Origin of the sequence: Bacillus sp. lyk4-R2A-2 (assembly GCF_030209735.1) — a bacterium.
Classification (GTDB): Bacteria; Bacillota; Bacilli; order Bacillales; family Bacillaceae; genus Bacillus; species Bacillus pumilus.
Genome location: NZ_JARVRK010000004.1, coordinates 62,149 through 84,081, shown reverse-complemented (window position 1 = coordinate 84,081; position 21,933 = coordinate 62,149). Strand labels below are relative to the sequence as shown.

The window sequence follows — 21,933 nt, the reverse complement described above, 5'->3', positions numbered from 1 at the left end:
AATAAAAAGAGCCTCATTCATAATGAATAGGCTCTTTTTGTGATTCATCAGCTGTTTGCCACAGCACCTTTTTGCAGTTCGTACATTTGCGCATATAGCCCTTCTTGCTGCATGAGTTGATCATGACTGCCCCGCTCGACAATTTCCCCTTTTTCTAAAACCAAAATCATATCGGCTTTCTTAATGGTGGATAATCGGTGAGCAATGACAAAAGTTGTTCGTCCTTCTTTGACGACATCAAGCGCTCGCTGAATGATCGCTTCTGTTTCTGTATCAATGTTTGCGGTGGCTTCATCTAAAATTAAGATCGCTGGATTGTATGCTAGTGCACGAGCAAATGAAATGAGCTGACGTTCTCCTGAGGAAAGAGTACTTCCCTTTTCAACGACCGGTTCATCAAATCCTTCTGGCAGATGCTTCAATAACTCTACTGCACCTACTTGTTTTAATGATGCTTCAATCGTTTCTCTTTTAATGTCTTCATTTCCTAAGCTGACATTGGATGCAATCGTTCCGGAAAATAAATACGGGTCTTGAAGGACAATGCCCATTTGTTTCCGCAACGTTTGCCGGGACTGGCGATAAATGCTTTCTCCATCAATGAGAATGTCTCCTTGCTGAATGTCATAAAAACGCAGCAGTAAGTTCATGATCGAGCTTTTCCCAGAACCAGTATGCCCCACAAGTGCAACCGTCTGGCCTTTTTTGGCCTCGAACGTAATGTTCTTTAATACATTTTTCCCTTCATTATAAGCAAAGGTGACATCTTGGAACTGAACGTGTCCTTCCATTTCCTTCTGAACGGGTTCTTCCACTGTTGTTCCTGGCTCATCCAATAATCGGAAAACCCTTTCCGAGGAAACCCGTGCTAATTCCAATCTCGAGAATTGGTTCACAATGCCTGTAATCGGCTGAAATAATCGATTTAAATAATCGACAAACGCATAGAGCACACCAATCGACACAATCCCCGTCGCACTTAAGGACGCACCGCCAAAATACCAAATGAGTGACACATAGGCTAAATTCCGAAGCAGGTTAACTAAGTTATGCGAAAGAAGTGAATTTAAATGAAGCATCTTTCGCTGATATTGAAAGTGATTGTTGTTCAGCTCATCGAATTCCTCTTTCGTCGTTTTTTCATGACGAAACGCTTGAATAATGGTCATCCCTTGAATGGCTTCATTTAGCTTGGCATTGATGTCACTAATGATCGAACGAATGCGGTGGTTGTACACCGATGCAAACTTTCTGTAGGTCATTGACCATAGGATAATAATCGGCACCGCCACTAAACAAATGAGTGCCAGCTTCACATTTAATAAAAACATGGCAATATAAATCCCAATCATGTAAATCGCACTCGTCACGAAATTGGCGAGGACTGTCACATATAAATCACGAATGGTTTCTGTGTCATTGGTGATCCTCGCTACGACCTTTCCAGCAGGTAAATTATCAAAATACCTGATAGGCAGTGTTTGAATATGCTCAAATACATCAACCCTCATTTTTTGAATAATTCGGTTGGCTATTCGCTGTAACAGATAATGCTGCGCATATTGAAAGAAAATCGCAATAACGAGAAGCCCTAGATAAAATAGAACAAGCTGCACCAAACCACTGATTTCCGGCTCATAAAAAGAGAAAATTTCCTCTTTCGATAAACGCTGTACTTGATAGGTCTCGCGCTCGTTTCCATTTTCAATGGTAAGCTGATCTCCCGATATTTTTCGGTTTCCGTCAAAGCGAATCGGCTCATTCACAAAATAGTAACCGAATCCGACTTGCACCACATTGATTTGTTTTCCGGATTCCATCTCACTGTCTAATCGATCGCTTCGTATATAGTTATTTCCCTGGTAATAAACGGTTTTGTCTGTTTTTTCATTGACCTCGACATATGGCTTTTCTACACCTAAAATATGATCATCAATCATTTTCTTCCCAATAAATGGTCCTGTCAGTTCAGCACCTACTGCAATGATGAGAAAGATCAAGGCAACAGACAGTACTTTCTTATAAAGGAGTGCGTAGGCGAGGAGTCTTCTTCCCGTTGTCATGCCTCATCCCCTCCTTCCAGCTGGTTTGTCAGCTGTTGACGCAGAAATTGTTCTTTGTACCACCCATCTTGCTGAATGAGCTCTTCGTGAGTTCCCTTTTGGACGATGCGTCCTTCTTCCATGACAAGTATAAGATCTGCATGCTCAACAGCTGATAGACGATGAGTCGTAATAAACGTCGTTTTCCCATGACGATTTTGCCTTAAATTTTCTAAAATAGCGGTTTCTGTTTTTGCATCTACCGCAGAAAGCGAGTCATCCAGTATTAAAATGTCGGGATCTATTAATAAAGCGCGTGCAATGGAAATTCGCTGCTTTTGTCCACCTGACAGCGCCACACCTTTTTCTCCGACCATGGTTTCGAGACCCTCAGGCAAAAGACGTAAATCTTTTTCAAAATAAGCATCTTTGATCGCTTGTGCTAATTCATTTTGTTTTGCGTCTCGATGACCAAAACGCATATTCTCTTCTACACTTTTAGAAAAAAGAATATGATCCTGCGGTACGTATCCGATCCATTGAAATAGCTGATCCAATTCGATCTCTTGGATTGGGACTCCTGATAGCAGGATTTGACCATCACCTGTTGGGTACTGGCGCAGAAGCTGTTTTACGATAGTCGTTTTACCGCTTCCTGTTTTGCCTGTAATTCCGATCGTTTGCCCCTTTCGAATCGTAAAGGACACATCAATTAAATTATCTTTAGGGGAAGTTGGATACCTAAATGTCACGCGGTCAAACTGAATATCGCCAGGCTCTTGTAACGTTTTTGGCTGAGAAGCGTCTGTGACATCCGGCTTGTAGCTGAGTGTATGATTCAACCGGTCTAACGACGCATTTCCTCTTTGCATAATATTAATCAACTCGCCGATCGCAAACATTGGCCAGATCATCATCCCAAGATAGACGTTAAAAGCGACAAGCTCACCAATGGTTAAATCACTTTGGAATACAAGATAGGCTCCGTAGCCAATTCCTATTAAGTAGCTGACACCGACAAGTAATTTCACTGTCGGCTCAAACAATGAATCAATGACCGCCACTCTCATATTTTTTTGAAATACATCATCAGTCATTTGACGAAAGCGTTCGACGTCTTGTTTCTCCTGTACAAAAGACCGGATGACCCGGACGCCTGCGACTGATTCAAGCACGCGGTCGTTCATATCACCAAATGCATCTTGAGCAACTGTAAAGCGATCATGAATCTTGCTACCATAATACGCAATCAAAAGCGCCATCAGCGGCATAGGGATAATCGCCATTAAAGTTAATTTCCAGCTAATCGTCAGACCCATCGTAAAAAAGATCATCAGCATATAAGCAGTGGAATCCACCAATGTCAGAACGCCAAAGCCTGTCGTTAAAGCTACAGCATTCAAATCGTTTGTACCTAATGCCATTAAGTTACCTGTTTTTTTCTTTTCATAAAAGGTGGGTGTCATCTTGAGTAAGTGGCGCATGAGTTTCCCGCGCATTACACGCTCCATGACATTTGCGCCGCCAAATAACTGATACATCCAAAAATATGTCAGTGTATAGACGACGACACCTAGCAAGCAAAAAATGGCTACATAAAACATCATACTAGATGTTGTAAATTGACCAGAACGAATGTCATCCACTGCCTGCCCAAGGTATCTTGGCGGCAGCATTTCAAGCACATTCACAATGAGCAGGAGCGTAATGGCGATCGTATAACGCCTCCACTCTTGTTTGAAGAACCAGCCTAATTTTGTAAATACTGAAAACATGTTTGTCTCTCCTTTTAAAGCTAGCCGCTTTCTAGATTTTCTTGGCTGTCACCTTGAATTATTTTTTTGGTTTTTGTCATTTGTCTTGTTTTTGGCATGTTCACATGCTTTCACTCCTCTTCATTTACTTGTTGATCTCCATCCCTTTATTTCGAAATGCGAAATGAATACAACAAAAAAAGAGGCAACCAGCAATCTGGTACGCCTCTTTTCGTCATGTAAAAAGGCGCATGTTGACAAATACGCAACATACGCCTTGATTCATCCGATCAATTGGAACATACGAGTCCCTTTTCAATGACCAATGAAGGTGTAATTGTCACGTGAATCAACCCATTCATGCAGTTTGATTTCATTCTTCCAATGATATTGCACATGACATTTCCTCCTTTTGGCTCTTGAATCTTTTTTTATCTTATAGTGGCTGTCACCATTTTGTCAATAAATATTTTTCAATAAATGAAATTTTCTAACAAAAAGTTCACCACCTTCATGTGTATCTTTTTCAGATAACGGGTATACCATGAGTGTAAAGACTCCTTTTGAAAGGAATGAGGACATTGTTTCAAGCTGATCGGATGGTCGTTGCGTTTGATGGACATGAAGACAGTAAGAAAGCATTAAAAAAGGCAATCGCTTTAGCCAAAACCTTGAATGCCAAGCTGACCGTTGCCTATGCACATGATGGCAAATCAAGCAGACAGGTGTTTGATGCACCGCGCCCAATGACTGGCGGAGCTTATATCGGCGGCGGCATGGCAGACCTTCAAACACCCCCTGTGTATGTACCTCATGATGAACAGCAAAGTCCCTTGATTTTTGAAGATCATACAGAAGAGGTCGTTGCAGAAGCAAGAATGCTTTTAAATGAGGAGCAGTTTGAAGCTGCGATTGAAATTGTTGAGGGGGAACCAGCGGAAGCGATTATCGAATATGCTGAAGACATATCAGCAGACCTCATCGTCATGGGAGCACGTGACCAAAGCAGATTGAAAAAAATGCTCTTTGGCAGTGTAAGTGAAAAGTTATCATCAAAATCAGATATACCTGTGCTTATTGTAAAATAAAAGAATTACAAAAGGCTGTAAACGAATGTTTACAGCCTCTTTTTATTTATGAAGAAATCGATGCTTCACTTTCCTGTTTAATTTTTTGCTGGAAGCCTTCCTGTACACGCTTTGTTAACTCTCCTGGAACGCCTTCCCCTACTGGCTGACCATCAATTTCAACAATCGGAATGACTTCAGCCGTCGTCGAGCTGATGAAGATTTCCTGCGCGCGCAGCAGCTCTTCTTTACTTATACGCGTTTCTCCAACGCTGCATCCCTCTTCTTCACATACTTCAAGAAGCTTTCTACGGGTAATGCCGTTTAGAATAAAATTGTTTGCGGGATGTGTGCGAATCACGCCATCAATGACGGCATATACATTCGAGGAAGTACCCTCTGTCACAAAACCGTCTCTAATCAGAATGGCTTCAAACGCACCAGCTTCAGATGCTTTCTGTTTTTCCATGACGTTATATAAAAGATTTAAGCTTTTAATATCACATCTTAACCAGCGAAGGTCCTCAGATAATATAGCCTTTGCACCAGCTGTCTGCTCATGAACAGGCTTTTTCACCTGGAACGTATATGCTGTGATTTGAGGAGTGAGAGAATTGCCATATTGATGTTTACGAGGTGCGACGCCCCGTGTGACTTGAATATACACACCGCCATCTGTTAATTGGTTATGGGCGACGAGCTGTTTTAACTTTTCTTCCATATCTGATACTGCACCTTGAAGATGAATGCCGATTTCTTTTGCACTCTTGAACAAACGCTCTGTATGCTCTTTTAATGTAAACAAATTCCCATTGTATACACGGATGACCTCATAGACACCGTCACCAAATTGATAGCCTCTGTCTTCAATATCCACATGAGCATCCTTTTTTTCAATGAAATCGTCATTATACAATACTTTCATACGGAATCTCCCCTTCGCTTCGCATTAATGGTTGAATCTGATGCTATCTTAGCGGATAAATGGGTATGTTTCAATGATTATTCAGAATTATTTCACATCATGATAAATGGTCAACTTTCTATTGTAACAAAGATAGACTCATAACCAAAAAGATTCCAATTTTTTAGCATCTTCTATATTCATAGGCTCTTTTTTCCTGTATACTTACTCCATATAAACACGACAAAAAACAGTGAAAAAAGACAGAATCTACTACATGATTCGACAAAAATTTTTGATTTATTGGAGCGATTGTAATGCAACGGGTTACGAAAAAACAGACACCTTCAAACACGATGCTGCTCTCAAAGGCGATTGGTTTAGTGATTCTGTCACTGATCCTCTTTTTTATTTGGGATATATCTAAAACCAATATGCAGGCAGCAGACCAGCCGGCTAAAATGTCTGCGAGCAGTCAATTCCGAGACACAAGCACAAGTCTGAAAGCAAAAGATGATTCTACGAAAACATTAGATGCACATTTTAAGATCAACCCAAACAAACACGTAACGGATCAAACGATCTTTTTAACCTTTGATGATGGTCCGTCAGCGACATCAAACCAGCTTTTAGATGTGCTCAAGGCGCATCAAGTAAAGGCTACATTCTTCATGCTTGGGCCGCAGATTAAGGAACATCCGGCCGCTGTGAAAAGACTTCATCAAGAAGGTCATCAGTTAGGGCTTCATGGGATCACACACGATGTGAAACGCTTTTATCAAAAAAGTGATTCTCCCGTCAATGAGATGAAGGAAGATCAGCGCATTTTGGCTTCTGTCACAGGAGAGTATACACACCTTGTGAGAACACCTTATGGCAGCGCCCCAAATTTAACCGATCAGCAAAAAGCACGTTTAAAACAAAAAGGCTTTATCTACTGGGATTGGACAATTGACAGTCTTGACTGGAAATATAAAAGCTCAAAATATGTACCAGAAGTATTGAATCAACTGCAAGTGCTAGAGACAAAACATCCAAAGGAACCAAAGATCATCTTAATGCACGATCAGCCAGCGACAGCAAAATACTTAAACAGTTTGCTCACACAGCTAAAAGCAAAGGGCTATACATTTGAAGTACTTGATGAAACGATGAAGCCGCTGCAACAATAAAGAAAGACCCTGCACCTTTTTTGGATGCGGGGTCTTTTATGAATTATAAAGCTTTCACGAGATCGCCAATTCGCTCATGAAAGACAAGATCAAACAATGGATCGTATTCTGTTTCACTCAAATTCATCATCACCTTGAAGATGGAAGGATTTTGAGCGGCATCTTCTGGAATATATCTTGCTGGCACTACTTCTAGGGAGGTTCCCATGACGAGCAGAAGGTCCGCTTGCTGAAGTGATTTCTCTACTTGATCAAAATGTTTAACCCTGTCTCCAAAAAGGACAACATCTGTTTTCAGCACTTGCCCACATGTCCGTCCGTCTGAGGAAACCTTTAGACATACAGGCACTTCTTCTTGTAATAAATAAGGCAATTCATATGTCGCTTGGCATGATGGACAAGTAGCTGTTTGAATGGAGCCGTGAAGTTCATATACATGCTGGCTTCCTGCTTTTTTATGCAGGCCATCAATATTTTGGGTAAAAATCTCTACAAGTTTTCCTTGTTTCTCAAGGCTTGCTAAGAAGGTATGCCCGCTATTCGGCTCGTACTCCCCGCTCATTTTCATCTGAAACAATTCCTTGAATTTCGGCCAGAATTGATAAGGGTTTGATAAAAAGTAGGAGCGGCTCATCGCTTCCATGCGAGCGGTGTCTTCAGTCCATAAGCCGCCCGTTGATCTAAAATCGGGAATACCTGATTCCGTGCTCATCCCCGCACCTGAAAGCACCATTATATGTGAAGCCTGCGTTAATTTCTCTCTTAGCACTGCCACCTTTGTTTGATCCACGCATCCTTCCTCCTTTATTCACTCAGCTGTTTTTCACCTTTTTGTTTCATGTAAATGGTCTGTCCAGGGAAGGCAAATTCTACACCTTCTTCATGGAAGATATCCATAATACGGTAGTTAATGTCCTGTTTGATATTCAGGTTTTCAGCCCAGGCCGTCGTGTTTGTGTAAAAGTTAAAAAATAAATTCAAATAACTGTCTGCCAGTACATCGAGATTCACCATGATTGTCTCCTTGTGCACCCCATCATGCTCATAAAGCGTTTGTTTGAGACGTTTGATACAATGGTCCAGATTTTCCTTTGGTGTATTGTAGGATACACGTACGGAAAACGTAATTTGGCGTTTATTCATTCTCGTCCAGTTCGTGATTGGTTCCTTTGAAAGCGTAGAATTCGGAACTGTCACGACAGCTTCAGCAGGTGTTCTAAATTTTGTACTTCGAAATGTAATGTCCTCGACAGTCCCAAGAACACTTGGCGTCTCCACAAAGTCGCCCATTGTAAAAGGCTTCTCTGTAATGATGACGACCCCTCCAAAAAAGTTCGCCACCGTATCCTGTGCAGCAAGCGCAAAGGCTAGACCCCCTAGACCAAGACCTGCCACAAGTCCATTTACATCATAATTAAATTCCTGTGCAATGACACTAATACTTAGTGCAATAATAATGAAACGAAGCACCTTTGATAAAAACGGCGCTAAAATATCATCCATTTCTAATTCAAATTTCGAATTTACTTTTTGAAATAAGAAAGAAGAAGCTGCTGTTAGATTACAAAGCCCCCATGTCAGCATCAATATAATGGAGGATCTATATAATTTGACGATGACATCCATATGATGCTCAAAGTATGGTGCCTGTCTTAACGCAAAATATAACCCAAGTGCGACAAAAAACAGTCTGGCTGGCTTTTCGAATGCCACAACAATTTGGTTAATGACCTCCGTTTTAGACCGATTGGTCAGCCTAAAGAGAAGATGAAATAAGTACTTCGTAAATACTTTCCGAAGCAATAAAAAAAGCAATAAAATACAAAGGCTAATACCGATTTGGATCGCAACATCTACTGTAAAATATGTATCCATCCATTTTTGTGTAATCATGTTTGTCTCTCTCCTTTAAAACAATCCTCTCTAGTTTATAATATAACCTTCGTTTATGTCCTCTCATAAATGTCTGACCTCTAAATAAAAAGCCTCGGGATCAGTCCCGAGGCATGATGTTCAATTATGAAATTTTGGCTAGAGACATATCGACGGGCAGCAAACTACTTTTTCTTCTGAGCCTGATCAAGGAGAGTCGCTTTAAACATTTCAGCATCCGTTTCGACCTTAATACGTTCTTCCACTCTAATTCTCCCTTTACCCAATCATCTCGCCTCCTTTTCATCATTATAAAACATCAGAATTTTCAGTCAACATGACGAAAGCACTAATATTTTGGCGAACGCTGACGATTTGGACAAAATTGATCGAAGAAAAAATTGATGTACTTCAGATTTACTCAATCATGGCTTGGGATATTCCTGCAACTTTTTACATTTGTATTCTCATACTTTCTTAGCAATCCAATTCACCATTACATACAGCTCTTCTTTCGTCCATATAGTAAAGAAGGAAAAACGGTAAAGCATTTGATATGATAAGACCAGAACTTAAGTCAGGGAGCTGGAGCATGTGTATATTATTGCGCATAGAGGGTCATCAAGCGCTGCCCCAGAAAATACAATTGCTGCATTTGATTTAGCTGTTCAGCAGGGTGCAGATTATATTGAATTAGATGTACAGCTCACATTGGACCAGCACGTCGTCGTGATCCATGATGATACAGTTGACCGAACGACGAACGGGAACGGCTTAGTCAAAAGCTATACACTCGATCAGTTGAAAAAACTGGACGCAGGAAGCTGGTTTGACCAACAGTACACAAATGAACGAATTCCAACATTACACGAAATTCTTGAAAGATACAGCCAGCGGATCGGGATATTGATCGAGATCAAACACCCAAAACGGCAGATAGGAATTGAAAAGGCAGTTGCCCGCATCGTCAATCGGTTTGCCTATTCTCGTCATATCATGATTCAATCTTTTGACGATCATGCACTGCAAAGAATCAAAGCTTTCGCCCCTTCTCTTCGAACAGCTTTGATTATAAAGCCTAATGCATTTAAACTGACGAAAAGAAAGTTAACGGCATACAGCTCGTTTGCAAATTGTCTTAATATGAAAAAAACGATGATCAATAGATGGTGGATAGACCGCATCCACACATTCGGGATGGATGTGTTTATATGGACTGTGAAAGATCAAAAAACAGCCGATCGGATTAAAAAATATCCCGTTGATGGTGTCGTGACGGATCATCCGCTATTTTTTCTAAAGGAGAAATGATGTAAATGAAAGCGTATCTTGCCGTATTTATTGGTGGACTGATTGGGACACTTTGCAGATATGAACTAAGCCAATCGATTGTCAGCCAAACATTCCCCTATGCAACGCTAATCGAAAACGTGACAGGCAGTCTGCTTCTTGGTTTTTCAACAGGATATTTTATGTTCCAAAAGAGAAAAAAATATCTTGCCGCTTTGATCGGAACAGGATTTTGCGGAGGTTTTACGACAATGTCCACTTTTTCTAAAGAAACGATTCTTTTATTACAGACCGGGCAAATCACTTCAAGTGTGATCTACATCCTGCTCTCAGTCATTGCAGGAGTAGCGGCTGCCTTATGTGGACTAATGCTAGCTCAACGACTCTTTCATCAAAATAAGCAGCAGAGAGAAGGCAGATAAATGATCGTTTTATATACAGCTATTGCCGGCGGGATTGGCAGCGTCCTTCGTTTTTTCATTAGCCAAACGATACAGAAATCTAAGTCTCATGCTCGTTTCCCGTACAGTATTATTCTCATCAACTTATTAGGTGCTGCCGGTTTAGGTATACTGACAGGTGCCGTGACTGCTAATCATCCGCTGCTTGTGATCATTGGAACAGGTTTTTTCGGTGGCTTTACAACATTCTCTACGTTTAGTGTAGAGTCTGCGACCATGCTACAGCAGCGGCAAATCGGAAAACTTGCTGTCTACTTATTGACGACAATCATCGGGTCTTTCTGTTTCTTTACTGCGTTCTATCAAATAGGACAACACCTTTTTTAAATATTGGTGATCGCAGCTAAGCTAATGAGCAATTGATCCATAAGCTGGCGCTTCATTAAAAAGAGGGTTTTTTCACTGTAGCCGATTTCCATCGCACACTTGGCCATCCGCCAATCTCGAAAGTATTTGTAATCAATGAGCTGCTTCTCTATCTCATCCAACTCTTTTAGTGCTGTTTCAATACAAGCAACGATGAGTTCATACTGATTTTTTTGCTCTTCTAACTTCTTCCGTGTCATGTGATCCAAATGATGCGGATTTCTTTTTTCAAGCTGTCTTTCGATATTTAAAATCGCTGCCTGGTAATTTTTAAAATTCTTCAAATGAAACTCAATTCGTTTCATTGAGGTTTTTTTCTCCGTGATACTGGCTGTTTCATACCAAAGCATATCCATCCCCCTTTATCGAACGTTTGTTCTCATTATAACCCGAACAAGCATTCGCAAAAAGAGACTAAATACCTAAAAAAAACCTTGAGCTTATTTTTCGCTCAAGGTCATTTCATTTACTAACAGCGGCTCTTTTATATCAAGCCCTGTGCGTGTATTTCCTTTTTCTGATGATGTGACGCCTTTCTTTAGGTCGATCTTTTTCACATAGCGTCCATCCATCTCCAAGACCTTCATCCGAATATCATCAAGATAAATGGATTGTCCTTCTCGGATATCAATGTTCTCATTTAAGATTAACCCGCCTATTGTATCAATTTCTTCATCATGATATGACATTTCGATCAAATCTTGAACTTCATCTAATCTGACTTTGCCATCTAAAACATAATGATGATCGGCTCTTTTTTGAATAACCGGCTGCTCATCTTCATCGAATTCATCTCGAATATCTCCAACAATCTCTTCTAAAATATCTTCTGTTGTGACAAGTCCAGACGTTCCGCCATATTCGTCGGTTAAAATCGCCATATGCATTCGATCGCGCTGCATCTTGACAAGAAGCTCTTGAATAGGAATCGTGTCAATGACTTCAATCACTGGATATATATAATCTTGAATCTTCAGTTGATCTTTTTCTCCTTGATACACAAGATCTGCAAAGAGCTGCTTTTTGTTCAGCATGCCGATGACATGGTCTTTATCTCCTGAAAACACAGGAAAGCGTGTATACTTCTCCTGCGTCATGATGGAGAGGATTTCATCCAGCGGCATATCTTCTGGAATGGCACAAATTTCTCTCCGCGGTACCATGATTTCTCTGGCAATTCGATTATCAAAGTCGAAAATTTTGTTCATATAATTATATTCTGATGGGTTGATTTCCCCATTTTTTAAGCTCTCAGATAATAAAATCTTTAATTCCTCTTCAGAATGGGATTGTTCTTTTTCAGACCCCATATCGATGCCCATCATTTTGGTTAGAACACGGGCTGACCCGTTTAACACATAAATGAAAGGGAACATTAGGATATAAAATGCATGCAGCGGGCCTGACAGCCAGAGCGTCATTTTTTCCGCCTTTTGAATCGCCAGTGTTTTTGGTGCAAGCTCACCGACGACTACATGCAAAAAGGTAATAATAGAGAACGCAAGTGTTGCTGAGATCAGGCTGATTGCTGAATCAGGAATGTTTGTCAAACCGAAACCTCGAACCAAAAGTTCTTTTACAGCTGGCTTACCAATCCACCCTAAACCAAGGGATGTCACTGTAATACCGAGCTGACAGGCTGACAAATATTCATCCAGCCTTGATGTCACCTTTTTCGCCACGATGGCCTTTTTAGACCCTTCGGCAACAAGCTGATCAATTCTTGAGCTTCTTGCCTTTACTATGGCAAATTCAGATGCAACAAAGAAAGCTGTTAAAGCAATCAAAACACCGACTATACTCAGATTAACAATATCGTCCATTTAACCTTGCTCTTTCTTAGAAGAACAAGGAGTCACCTCCTGATTGATGATGTTATGTTTTGCAAAACGGTTAACTGATTAAATAAGACTATATTGAGGGCCCCACTTAACCACCTCCGGTTCACGTATAAATCCGCTTCTCTACATATATATGAAACGGTCTTCATTTTATCTTACCATAAATAATCTGAAAATTCCTGTATCACTATGTTAAATTTGACAGGACAATTTAGACTGAGAAATCCCTTTCTCCTCTTCATATCGGCAGGAAATATGAACAATTAACTTGTATTTCAGGCTAGAATTATATTAAACTATTTTCATAAACTATAACGTGACGGTTAGGAGGAGATGTTCAGATGGGGCTGAGAAAAAGTATCGTATTGGTGAACTAGCACAGATTGCACAGGTGACGAAACGTACTGTAGATTATTATACAAATCTAGGGTTGCTTGCGCCTGTTAGATCTTGCTCAAATTATCGTTATTACGATGAACATGCTTTAAAACGATTACAATTAATCGTTCTTTGCAAACAGCAGAGATTGGCTCTTTCTGACATCAAATCCAGATTAGATGAACAATTCCCTTCTCAAAAGGAAGATCCTGATGAACTTGTCCATTTAACATCTGATATCGATCGGATGAACGAGCACATGGACCGCATTTTGGTACGTTGTAAGCAGCTTCAACCAGAACAACGTGAAAAATTAAAAGAGCAGCTTACACCTGAGAAGATGACGGCTGTCCAATCATTTTTACTGCTGTTAAGTTAAAATTTTTACTAAACAGGAGGTGTTACCTTCGTTCTCAAAGTCAGAACGAAGGCCTTAATTGGACATAGTTAATTTACTTATAGTTGCTTTGCTTATAGCTTTAACCGCATTTTTCGTTGCATCAGAGTTTGCGATCATTCGCTTAAGAAGCTCAAGAATTGATCAGTTAATCGCAGAAGGTAATAAAACAGCAGTTGCTGTCAAGCATGTCACGACTCACCTTGATGAGTATCTGTCGGCCTGTCAGCTCGGTATTACCATTACCGCCCTTGGTATTGGTTGGTTAGGGGAAGAAACAATTGCGCACATGCTTGCTCCACTATTTGTAGAGCTGTCCATTCCTCAATCAGCTAGTTCTATTGTCACTTTTATTATTGCGTTTAGTATTATGACGTTTTTACACGTTGTGGTTGGAGAACTTGCACCAAAAACACTCGCCATTCAAAAGGCGGAGCAAGTATCTCTTCTTTTTGCTAGACCGCTCATGATTTTTTACAAAGTGATGTTCCCGTTTATCTGGGTATTAAATGGATCTGCTCGTTTGTTAACAAAAGCGTTCGGTCTTCAGCAAGTTTCTGAGCATGACATGGCGCACTCTGAAGAAGAATTGCGGATTATTTTATCAGAGAGCTATAAAAGCGGCGAAATTAACCAGTCTGAATTCAAATATGTAAATAAAATTTTTGAATTTGATGACCGTCTGGCGAAAGAAATTATGATTCCTCGTACCGAAGTTGTCAGCTTCCCTCATGATATTACCATTGAGGAAATGCTGAAGGTGACCAAGGTAGAGAAATATACACGTTATCCAATTGAAGATGGCGATAAAGATAATATGATTGGTGTTCTGAACATTAAAGAGGTTCTTACTGCATGCATTAGCGGTGAGTGTTCTACAAGTGATACGATCGAAAAGTTTGTCAATCCAATTATTCATGTGATTGAAACCGTTCCTGTACATGATTTATTGCTCAAAATGCAGCGTGAACGTGTACACATGGCGATTTTATCAGATGAATACGGCGGTACAGCTGGTCTTGTGACTGTAGAAGACATCCTTGAAGAAATCGTCGGTGAAATTCGTGATGAATTCGATATGGATGAAATCAACGAAGTGCGTAAACTTGGAGAAGACCATTACATCTTTGATGGAAAGGTTCTAGTGGACCAAGTCAACCTGCTCTTAGGTACGCAGCTTGATAACGAAGAAGTCGATACGATCGGCGGCTGGTTCCTTACTCAGAAATATGAAGTTGAGAAAAATGACACCATTCGTGAGCAAGGCTATGAATTTATCATTAATGAAGTCGATGGACACCATGTGGTATATATCGAGGTCAAAAAGTTAAATGAACAATTAGCAGAAGCCGCTGAAGAAGGCGCTTCTTAAGAAAAAAACGACCCTTGCCAAAGCAAGCGGTCGTTTTTCTTATGCCTTTTCCATTAATTGAGCTTCAAGTTCTTTAATTCTCGTGTTTAATACTTCCGTCATGGCACCTAATCGTTCTTTTGGCGGCAGATGCTCAAATTCTGACTGCTCAATCGGTTCACCAATAATTAAGCGCATTTTCCCCTTTTTGAAAAGACTTTTCGCATTGGACGGTCCTTTGTACGCTGCTGGAACGATTGGCGCTTTACCGAGCTGTGCAATAGTAACCGCACCTCTTTTTAAAGGTACATCCTCTGTTGTACGTGTTCCGCTTGGAAAAATCCCGACGATCTTTCCCTCTTTTAATAATTTAATGGGCGTTTTAATACTGCTTGGCCCAGGATTCTCTCGATCAACTGGAAAGGCATGAATCTTCTTTAAAAATCCACCGATCCATTTGTTTGCAAACAATTCTTTTTTCGCCATGTAGTGGATCTCAAACGGAAGAATTCCTGCGCCTAATGCAAGAACATCCACAAAACCCTCATGTGTACATGCAATGACAAATCCCCGATCCGTTGGCAGATTCTCTTTTTGATATACTTTGATTCCGCCTCGGAGAGTAAATACTACTTTAATGGTATAGCCTGAAAATTTATACATAGTGCACTTCCTTTGTTTGAAGAATGAAGGATTTGTTTCTATTATAACAAATTTTTTATTACCTGGTACTAAAATTTTCATGAAACAGCCAAACCATCACATCATTTTTCTTTCTAAATCATCGTTCTTTCTGTATTCAGGTCTATGGTTTTAGGAGAGAATAGAAGAGGAATTGTGTCCAATTTTGTCGTTTTTTAAGGTTTTTTCCTGATTTGTTCTATTGAAAATGCTTTATAAATGACGCAAATTTCGCTATGATAAGGAGAAATGATTTTGATTCGGCGAAAGAAATGAGTATTGTACGGTATTGAGAAGTTTCGTGCAACTTTATGCCTTTCTTATGCGTGTATAACATAGAGGGGAGAAAAATCAGTGACGATCGATGAAATTTATCAAATGTATATGAACGATGTTTACAGGTTTCTGCTCTCCATGACAAAAGACAAACATTTGGCAGAAGACTTATTGCAGGAAACCTTTATGCGTGCTTATATACATATTCATTCCTACGACCATAGCAAAGTGAAACCTTGGTTATTTCAGGTGGCACGAAATGCTTTTATTGATTATGTCAGGAAACATAAAAAAGAAGTGACCATATCGGATGATCTTATTGGCGGCCTTTTACAAACGTCTGTACAAAGCCCTGCTGAACAGGTTGAAATAAAAGAAGTCCTCAACATGTATTTGGAACAGCTTCCAGATAACTACAAGGAAGCGTTGACATTGTATTATTTAAAAGAACTGAATTACAAGGAAGCATCCAAGGTCATGAATATTACTGAAGCAAATTTTAAAAGTGTTTTATTTCGTGCAAGGCAGCGCCTAAAAGCACTTTACAACAGAGGTGTTAATGATGAATGAAGAGTTTAACAAGCGATGGGAACAATATAATAATGGTGAGATGAACGAGGAAGAAATGATAGCGTTTGAAGAAGAGCTTGAAGAAAACGAAAAACGCTTAAGTCAGGAACTGAACGACTCGGATTGGACCGATTTTTCCATCAGTCCTGAAAAGCAAAAAGCCATCTTGCAATACGGAAAAAGAAAGTCTTATTTACGTATTTCTGTACTTGCTGTCATCTCTACACTTATTATTTTACCGCTTTGTACATTAGGAAGTTATCTATACTACGGCGTTGGCGGAGCAGAGAGCAAAGGGAATCACTTCATGGAAACAGCCGCTGTAACAGTCGCTTTGACGAAACCAAACGTGGCGATTGATATGAAGGATTTAAAAGGCCAAGTCAAGCTTTTTGGAATGAACACCGAATTGAAGCTGCAAAAACAAATTGGCAATAAAACAGAAGCCATTGGCAGTGAGCAAATCGAGATGTTTTTCGATAAATTAAAGCAGCCTACCATCTCATATTATGGTGACAGCGCACGCGATACGGAGGATTTCTTTACCCATCCTTCTACTCAGGCAGATGCATCAAAAAAACAAACACTCACTACTTTAGACAAGCTTCCTGAAGGAACAGTCAGTGAAGTGTATGTCTCCTATGACAAAGCGTATACACCAAAGGACGTTTATTCCTTTGCTAAAAAATATGATATGAAAGTGCTCTGGAATGCGATTAAAACAGAGGATTCATTAAGCGAGAATCAGCGGCCAATTGGCTTTCCTGGGAGAGACTCTGAATTCTTAAAAGAGCTTCAGCACACATCAAAAACAGAGGTAGATCAATTTAAAGATGCCCTTACTTATGTCAATCAGCACCCAACCTGGGCAAAAACGATCTCTGGCAGATCTGAACTGGATCTGTCAAACCGCATACGCTATATCAATCAAAATGGTGTCACGATTTATGGCTCTGTGATCACAGGTCCTTCGAAAGAAATCGAGAAATTCGTGAAGACAAAACGCATTAAAACGGCAAAAGTGAGCGAGGTGGAATTATGGAATTGGTAAGAATTTTTAAAGAGCATAATGTATTTGGCTGGATTTCTGTCGGTACAGCGATATTATCTCTGCTCATGCTGAACCTCGCCATTATCAGTAATGTGACATTTTATTCTTTTCAGATGCTTCCTTTTGCAATGGCGGCAGTTCCATTTGGCATTATTGAACTGTTCATTAAAAAAGGACGTACGGGTCCTGGGTTCCTTGGTGTCGTACTGAATATCTTTGTCATTCTTTGTGTCTATGCCATCGTATCGATCGATGTCGATCTTCAATTAGGCTTTTAAGCCGTTCTCAAAATGAAAAGCCCGTGTTACTTGACTAATGCCAAGTCGCACGGGCTTTTTTGAATATCGATTTATGTTCTTAAGTCTACAGCGCAAATCAAAAAGACTGCTTCATCAGCAGTCTCTTAAAATAAATTAGTTTACAAATGTTTTCGCTCCAAGGTAAATCGGCTTCCAATAGCTTGAATTCATATCACTGATCGTCACACCATCTGAAGCAGCATGAATAAACTTGTTGTTCCCAATGTAGACACCCATGTGAGACGGACCCGATTTATATGTTGTAAAGAACACAAAATCGCCAACCTTTGGAGAAGATACGCTTTTCATTGATCCCCAAAAACCTTCAGTTGTTTGTCTCGAAATCTTTTTTTGTTTGTTAATGATATACCACATAAACCCGCTGCAATCAAAGCCCTTTGGTGTCGTTCCACCCCATCTATATGGTGTGCCATTGTGCGCTTTAGCATCCGATACAAGCTTAGACGTGTTTAAAGAAGAAGCAGAAACTGTTTTTTCTTTAACAGGTGTTGTCTTCACTTTTTTAGACGATTTTTTGACCTTTAGCTTTTGCCCAATTTTGATCAGGTTTGTTTTGAGTTTATTTAACGATTTCAGCTCTTTTACAGTCATGCCGTACTTTTTGCCGATTTTAGATAATGTATCACCTTTCACAACTTTATGAGTGGCTGTGGCTGACGCCGCTTTTACTTTTGTTGTTGTTTTGGATGTTTTCGTTGTTTTTTTTGCGGCAGTACCATTTACTTTTAACGTTTGTCCAACATAAATCGTGTTAGATTTCAGCTTATTGTCTGATTTAATCTTGCTCACGCTTGTCTTATATTTTTTCGCTAGAACAGAAAGAGAGTCACCTTTTTGAACTTTTACTGATTGTGCTGAGGCAGCTCCGGCAAATAATGTCGTCCCAAGTAAAACTGCACTTGCAGCTGTGATCAATTGTTTTTTCATTTGTTCCTCCTGTATGTATCTATCGAGATCCGAATTTTTATCTACTTACTATTATAAGGATCAAATACCAGAAGAAATAGTCTTGACTTCCTACGACATTATGCTTATTAATTCGGCAAAATTTATTTTTTTTTAGGGTTCTTTATATTTCATTTTCATTACACAATCATGACAAAATAAACGCATCTTGTCATGGATAAATGATACATTCATTTCTCTTTTTGGCTCATTCTATGTAAAGTGGGCCTTTACAATTTTAAAGGGAACTTTACGATCCTGTAAATGGGAATCCACAATTCTGCTCTACCATTGTAAACGTAAGAGCGATACATAAACATTGAGGAGGCAAAATGAATGAGTGTGTTGAAAAGCTCGAAAACGAAAATCGCTGCAATGGCGGCAGCATCTGTGCTATCGATTGGCATTTTTTCAGGAATTGAATTTGGACAGGCTGACAAGGCAGAGGCTAAAAAGAAGCCAAAAAATGACGTACAAAATGTGATCGTGCTGATCGGGGATGGCATGGGAACACCGTATCTTTCAACTTACCGTTCATTTAAGCACAACGGAGACCTTTCAAAGCAAACAGCGTTTGACCCTTACCTTACTGGCATGCATAAAACATACCCTAACGACTCGAAAAGCAATATCACTGATTCTGCCGCAGCTGGTACAGCTATGGCAACTGGTAAAAAGACATACAACAATGCCATTGGTGTAAACAAAAACGGCAAAAAATTAAAAACCGTTTTAGAAGAAGCCAAACGCAAAGGAAAATCGACGGGTCTTGTCGTGACCTCTGAATTAACAAATGCCACCCCTGCTGCGTATGCGGCTCACGATGTATCGAGAAAAAACACAGCAGCCATCGCTGATGATTTCTTCGATGAAAAAATCGGTAAACAGCATACAGTCGATGTCATGCTTGGCGGAGGTCTCGTCGATTTTGTCCGAAAGGATCGTGATTTAACGAAGGAATTTAAGCAAGCCGGATATGATTATGTCACCAATAAAGATGCCTTACAAAAAAACAAAAACCAAAAGGTGTTAGGCATTTTTGCTGATGGCGGTCTTGATAAAGCGATTGATCGTGATAAAAAGACCCCTTCCCTGCAAGACATGACATCCTCAGCCATTAAACAGCTGTCTAAAAACAAAAATGGATTTTTCCTTATGGTCGAAGGCAGTCAAATTGACTGGGCAGGACATGATCATGATATTGTGAGTGCCATGAGTGAAATGAAGGATTTTGAAAAAGCATTTGAAGAAGCGATTCGTTTTGCAAAAAAGGATAAAAATACGTTAGTCATCACCACTGCCGATCATTCAACTGGCGGACTTTCCTTTGGGGCAGACGGCTCAGGTAGCTGGGATTACAAACCGGTAAAAGCAGCGAAAAAGACCCCAGATTTTATCGCAAACAAAATCGTCAGTGGCATGCCTGTTGAATCAGCGCTGAAACAATATATCGATCTTGATTTCACAACAGAAGAAATGGCCTCTATTCAAAAGGCCGCTGAAACAAAGGATACTGTTAAAATTGATGATGCGATTGAAGAAGTGATCAACGTGAGATCACATACAGGCTGGACCACATCAGGTCATACGGGCGATGAAGTGCCATTCTTTGCGTATGGCCCAACAAGCCAAAAGCTAAAAGGTCTGATGGAAAACACCGATCAAGCAAAACACATTTTCAAGCTGCTGAAAAACCAATAAAACTGACAAAAAAGATGTCTGCTAAGAGACATCTTTTTTTGTTTTTTTATGCGAGATATTTTCTATGAACTCCTTTTCCATCATACGAAAACATGACTTCTTTTCCTTCAAGAATGGATTCGATATGCACACTTCTTCCCCATAGCTGATGCAAATATGGGAGTACTTTTTCTAAGTATTTCAGATCTAGTTCAATGCCCTCATACCAATGTTTAATATAGAGTTCATTGTTTTTTAAATAGTCGCCATCCATCACGGTCAAATAAGGAAAGCCGCCATTGACCCTCATGCTGACTAGCTGATCACGAACAGCCTTCCATTCTTTATCGATGACTTTATAATCTCTCCCTTGTTTTTGAAACAAGTACAAATCTTCTCTCATCACAAGGTCTTTTGTTAAGTAATTTCGAATGAAGGAAATATCTGATTCAATCTCCCTTACTTCAAACATTTTGCTGCGGCCCGATCCTTCTGTCACCCCTGCTTTTTTTAATTCTTCACATGGGTTGTCATAGCGCTCTTCGATATCTTCAAAAATCTTCAAACCTAAATAGTAAGGATTGATGCCTGTTTTTGACGGCTGCACCACGCCAGCATTTAATTTGGCAAACTCAATCGATTCATTTGAATCCAAATCAAGCTCTCGCATTATCCGCTGATGCCAATACGATGCCCAGCCTTCATTCATAATCTTTGTTTCTAGCTGAGGCCAAAAATAGAGCATTTCCTCCCTCAGCATCGTGAGGACGTCGCGCTGCCACGGCTCTAACTCCCGGGAGTGCGCCTCAATAAAGAGTAAAATATCTTTTTCCGGCTTTGGCGGAAATGGCTTGGCGATTTTCTTTTTCTCACGTATTTTCGGCTCATCCATTCCCCACAAATCATCATACGGCGTCTGACGCTTTGGTTGGTCATCTTCATATTCTTCTTCATCGCCGATATTCCAGCTTAGTTTTGAACGAACAAGAGACGGATCAATATGCTCCTGAAGAGCCAATACGGCGTCTAAAAAGGATTCAACTTCTTTTGTTCCATGAAGATGCTCATATTCTTTGATCCGCTCTGCCGCAGCTGACATGCTTTCTACCATGTCTCGTTTTGTGTTTTGGAAACGGCAATTATTTTTGAAGAAATCACAGTGTGCCAGTACATGAGCCACAATTAATTTATTCTGAACAAGCGTGTTGTTATCAAGTAGAAAGGCGTAGCAAGGATTTGAATTGATGACCAGCTCATAAATTTTGCTTAATCCTAAATCATAATGAAGCTTCATTTTATGAAATTGTTTCCCGAAGCTCCAGTGGCTGAATCGTGTTGGCATTCCGTATGCACCGAACGTATAAATTATTTCCGCGGGACAGATTTCATACCTCATCGGATAAAAATCTAGACCAAATCCTTCTGCAATTTCTGTAATTTCATCAATGGCTCTTTGTAAAAGACGTTTTTCTGATACGCTCAAGGAAACCATCCCTCCTCATCGGACTTATCCCT

22 protein-coding genes are annotated in these 21,933 nt (G+C 40.1%); 11 read left to right on the top strand and 11 right to left on the bottom strand.

Going from position 1 to position 21,933, the window contains the following annotated elements:
* Nucleotides 1–47: 47 nt before the first annotated feature.
* Nucleotides 48–2,063 (bottom strand): ABC transporter ATP-binding protein, encoded by a 2,016-nt coding sequence (locus QRN39_RS03155; RefSeq protein WP_284906194.1) that lies wholly within the window; start codon nucleotides 2,061–2,063, stop codon nucleotides 48–50.
* Entirely contained in the window at nucleotides 2,060–3,817 is a 1,758-nt protein-coding gene (gene bmrC, locus QRN39_RS03150) for a multidrug ABC transporter ATP-binding protein BmrC (RefSeq protein WP_050945409.1), read from the bottom strand. Before bmrC ends, QRN39_RS03155 begins: the two co-directional genes overlap by 4 nt.
* A gap of 560 nt (nucleotides 3,818–4,377) precedes the next feature.
* On the opposite strand from bmrC, the gene QRN39_RS03145 reads away from it, so the two are divergent.
* Nucleotides 4,378–4,884, top strand: coding sequence for a universal stress protein (locus QRN39_RS03145; RefSeq protein ID WP_003210990.1), 507 nt, complete (start codon nucleotides 4,378–4,380; stop codon nucleotides 4,882–4,884).
* Nucleotides 4,885–4,930: 46 nt separating this feature from the next.
* On the opposite strand, the gene dat is transcribed toward QRN39_RS03145, so the two are convergent.
* The gene (gene dat / locus QRN39_RS03140) at nucleotides 4,931–5,788 is read right to left on the bottom strand and encodes a D-amino-acid transaminase (RefSeq protein ID WP_050945410.1); all 858 of its coding nucleotides are present in this window, start codon (nucleotides 5,786–5,788) and stop codon (nucleotides 4,931–4,933) included.
* Nucleotides 5,789–6,084: 296 nt separating this feature from the next.
* On the opposite strand from dat, the gene QRN39_RS03135 reads away from it, so the two are divergent.
* Nucleotides 6,085–6,939: a polysaccharide deacetylase family protein gene (locus tag QRN39_RS03135; RefSeq protein WP_106032304.1), complete on the top strand. Its 855-nt coding sequence runs from the start codon at nucleotides 6,085–6,087 to the stop codon at nucleotides 6,937–6,939.
* 43 nt (nucleotides 6,940–6,982) lie between these two features.
* On the opposite strand, the gene QRN39_RS03130 is transcribed toward QRN39_RS03135, so the two are convergent.
* The 3 genes from QRN39_RS03130 to QRN39_RS03120 all read right to left on the bottom strand — a co-directional run bounded on the left by QRN39_RS03130 (nucleotide 6,983) and on the right by QRN39_RS03120 (nucleotide 9,098).
* Nucleotides 6,983–7,714 (bottom strand): NAD-dependent protein deacylase, encoded by a 732-nt coding sequence (locus tag QRN39_RS03130; RefSeq protein WP_373466192.1) that lies wholly within the window; start codon nucleotides 7,712–7,714, stop codon nucleotides 6,983–6,985.
* A gap of 29 nt (nucleotides 7,715–7,743) precedes the next feature.
* On the bottom strand, nucleotides 7,744–8,832 hold the full coding sequence (locus tag QRN39_RS03125) for a mechanosensitive ion channel family protein (protein ID WP_284906193.1): 1,089 nt from the start codon (nucleotides 8,830–8,832) through the stop codon (nucleotides 7,744–7,746).
* Between the two features lie 164 nt (nucleotides 8,833–8,996).
* Entirely contained in the window at nucleotides 8,997–9,098 is a 102-nt protein-coding gene (locus tag QRN39_RS03120) for a YhdX family protein (protein ID WP_008359843.1), read from the bottom strand.
* Between the two features lie 307 nt (nucleotides 9,099–9,405).
* Here QRN39_RS03120 and QRN39_RS03115 point away from each other — a divergent pair, with 307 nt between their 5' ends.
* Genes QRN39_RS03115 through crcB (QRN39_RS03105) form a run of 3 tightly spaced genes read left to right on the top strand, consistent with a single transcriptional unit; the run spans nucleotide 9,406 to nucleotide 10,889 of the window.
* Nucleotides 9,406–10,122 (top strand): glycerophosphodiester phosphodiesterase, encoded by a 717-nt coding sequence (locus QRN39_RS03115; RefSeq protein ID WP_050945413.1) that lies wholly within the window; start codon nucleotides 9,406–9,408, stop codon nucleotides 10,120–10,122.
* Between the two features lie 5 nt (nucleotides 10,123–10,127).
* Entirely contained in the window at nucleotides 10,128–10,523 is a 396-nt protein-coding gene (crcB, locus tag QRN39_RS03110; RefSeq protein WP_212046118.1) for a fluoride efflux transporter CrcB, read from the top strand.
* Complete coding sequence (crcB, locus tag QRN39_RS03105; protein WP_284906192.1) at nucleotides 10,524–10,889, top strand: fluoride efflux transporter CrcB; 366 nt, start codon at nucleotides 10,524–10,526, stop codon at nucleotides 10,887–10,889. It begins immediately after the preceding gene.
* Here crcB (QRN39_RS03105) and QRN39_RS03100 read toward each other — a convergent pair.
* Together QRN39_RS03100 and QRN39_RS03095 are read right to left on the bottom strand one after the other, a co-directional pair.
* Complete coding sequence (locus QRN39_RS03100) at nucleotides 10,886–11,278, bottom strand: hypothetical protein (protein WP_003211103.1); 393 nt, start codon at nucleotides 11,276–11,278, stop codon at nucleotides 10,886–10,888. The two genes, crcB (QRN39_RS03105) and QRN39_RS03100, sit on opposite strands and share 4 nt — an antisense overlap.
* Nucleotides 11,279–11,368: 90 nt before the next feature.
* Complete coding sequence (locus QRN39_RS03095) at nucleotides 11,369–12,751, bottom strand: hemolysin family protein (protein ID WP_003210868.1); 1,383 nt, start codon at nucleotides 12,749–12,751, stop codon at nucleotides 11,369–11,371.
* A gap of 334 nt (nucleotides 12,752–13,085) precedes the next feature.
* On the opposite strand from QRN39_RS03095, the gene QRN39_RS03090 reads away from it, so the two are divergent.
* Together QRN39_RS03090 and QRN39_RS03085 are read left to right on the top strand one after the other, a co-directional pair.
* The gene (locus tag QRN39_RS03090; RefSeq protein ID WP_034620022.1) at nucleotides 13,086–13,526 is read left to right on the top strand and encodes a MerR family transcriptional regulator; all 441 of its coding nucleotides are present in this window, start codon (nucleotides 13,086–13,088) and stop codon (nucleotides 13,524–13,526) included.
* Between the two features lie 58 nt (nucleotides 13,527–13,584).
* On the top strand, nucleotides 13,585–14,916 hold the full coding sequence (locus QRN39_RS03085; RefSeq protein WP_034620023.1) for a hemolysin family protein: 1,332 nt from the start codon (nucleotides 13,585–13,587) through the stop codon (nucleotides 14,914–14,916).
* 39 nt (nucleotides 14,917–14,955) lie between these two features.
* Here the strand turns inward: QRN39_RS03085 and QRN39_RS03080 are convergent, their stop codons facing one another.
* Entirely contained in the window at nucleotides 14,956–15,558 is a 603-nt protein-coding gene (locus QRN39_RS03080; RefSeq protein ID WP_003212102.1) for a lysophospholipid acyltransferase family protein, read from the bottom strand.
* Nucleotides 15,559–15,930: 372 nt separating this feature from the next.
* Here QRN39_RS03080 and QRN39_RS03075 point away from each other — a divergent pair, with 372 nt between their 5' ends.
* Genes QRN39_RS03075 through QRN39_RS03065 form a run of 3 tightly spaced genes read left to right on the top strand, consistent with a single transcriptional unit; the run spans nucleotide 15,931 to nucleotide 17,751 of the window.
* On the top strand, nucleotides 15,931–16,422 hold the full coding sequence (locus tag QRN39_RS03075) for a sigma-70 family RNA polymerase sigma factor (protein ID WP_003211938.1): 492 nt from the start codon (nucleotides 15,931–15,933) through the stop codon (nucleotides 16,420–16,422).
* Nucleotides 16,415–17,473, top strand: coding sequence for an anti-sigma factor (locus QRN39_RS03070; protein WP_003212471.1), 1,059 nt, complete (start codon nucleotides 16,415–16,417; stop codon nucleotides 17,471–17,473). The genes QRN39_RS03075 and QRN39_RS03070 overlap by 8 nt, the downstream gene beginning before the upstream one ends.
* Nucleotides 17,461–17,751, top strand: a complete 291-nt coding sequence (locus QRN39_RS03065; RefSeq protein WP_003212420.1) for a hypothetical protein — start codon at nucleotides 17,461–17,463, stop codon at nucleotides 17,749–17,751. Before QRN39_RS03070 ends, QRN39_RS03065 begins: the two co-directional genes overlap by 13 nt.
* 135 nt (nucleotides 17,752–17,886) lie before the next feature.
* Here QRN39_RS03065 and QRN39_RS03060 read toward each other — a convergent pair whose 3' ends face one another.
* Nucleotides 17,887–18,720, bottom strand: a complete 834-nt coding sequence (locus QRN39_RS03060; RefSeq protein WP_050945418.1) for a C40 family peptidase — start codon at nucleotides 18,718–18,720, stop codon at nucleotides 17,887–17,889.
* 354 nt (nucleotides 18,721–19,074) lie between these two features.
* Between QRN39_RS03060 and QRN39_RS03055 the strand changes: the two genes are divergently transcribed.
* Nucleotides 19,075–20,439, top strand: coding sequence for an alkaline phosphatase (locus QRN39_RS03055; RefSeq protein ID WP_284906191.1), 1,365 nt, complete (start codon nucleotides 19,075–19,077; stop codon nucleotides 20,437–20,439).
* Nucleotides 20,440–20,485: 46 nt separating this feature from the next.
* Here the strand turns inward: QRN39_RS03055 and QRN39_RS03050 are convergent, their stop codons facing one another.
* Nucleotides 20,486–21,910, bottom strand: coding sequence for a SpoVR family protein (locus QRN39_RS03050; RefSeq protein WP_373466169.1), 1,425 nt, complete (start codon nucleotides 21,908–21,910; stop codon nucleotides 20,486–20,488).
* Between the last annotated feature and the right edge of the window lie 23 nt (nucleotides 21,911–21,933).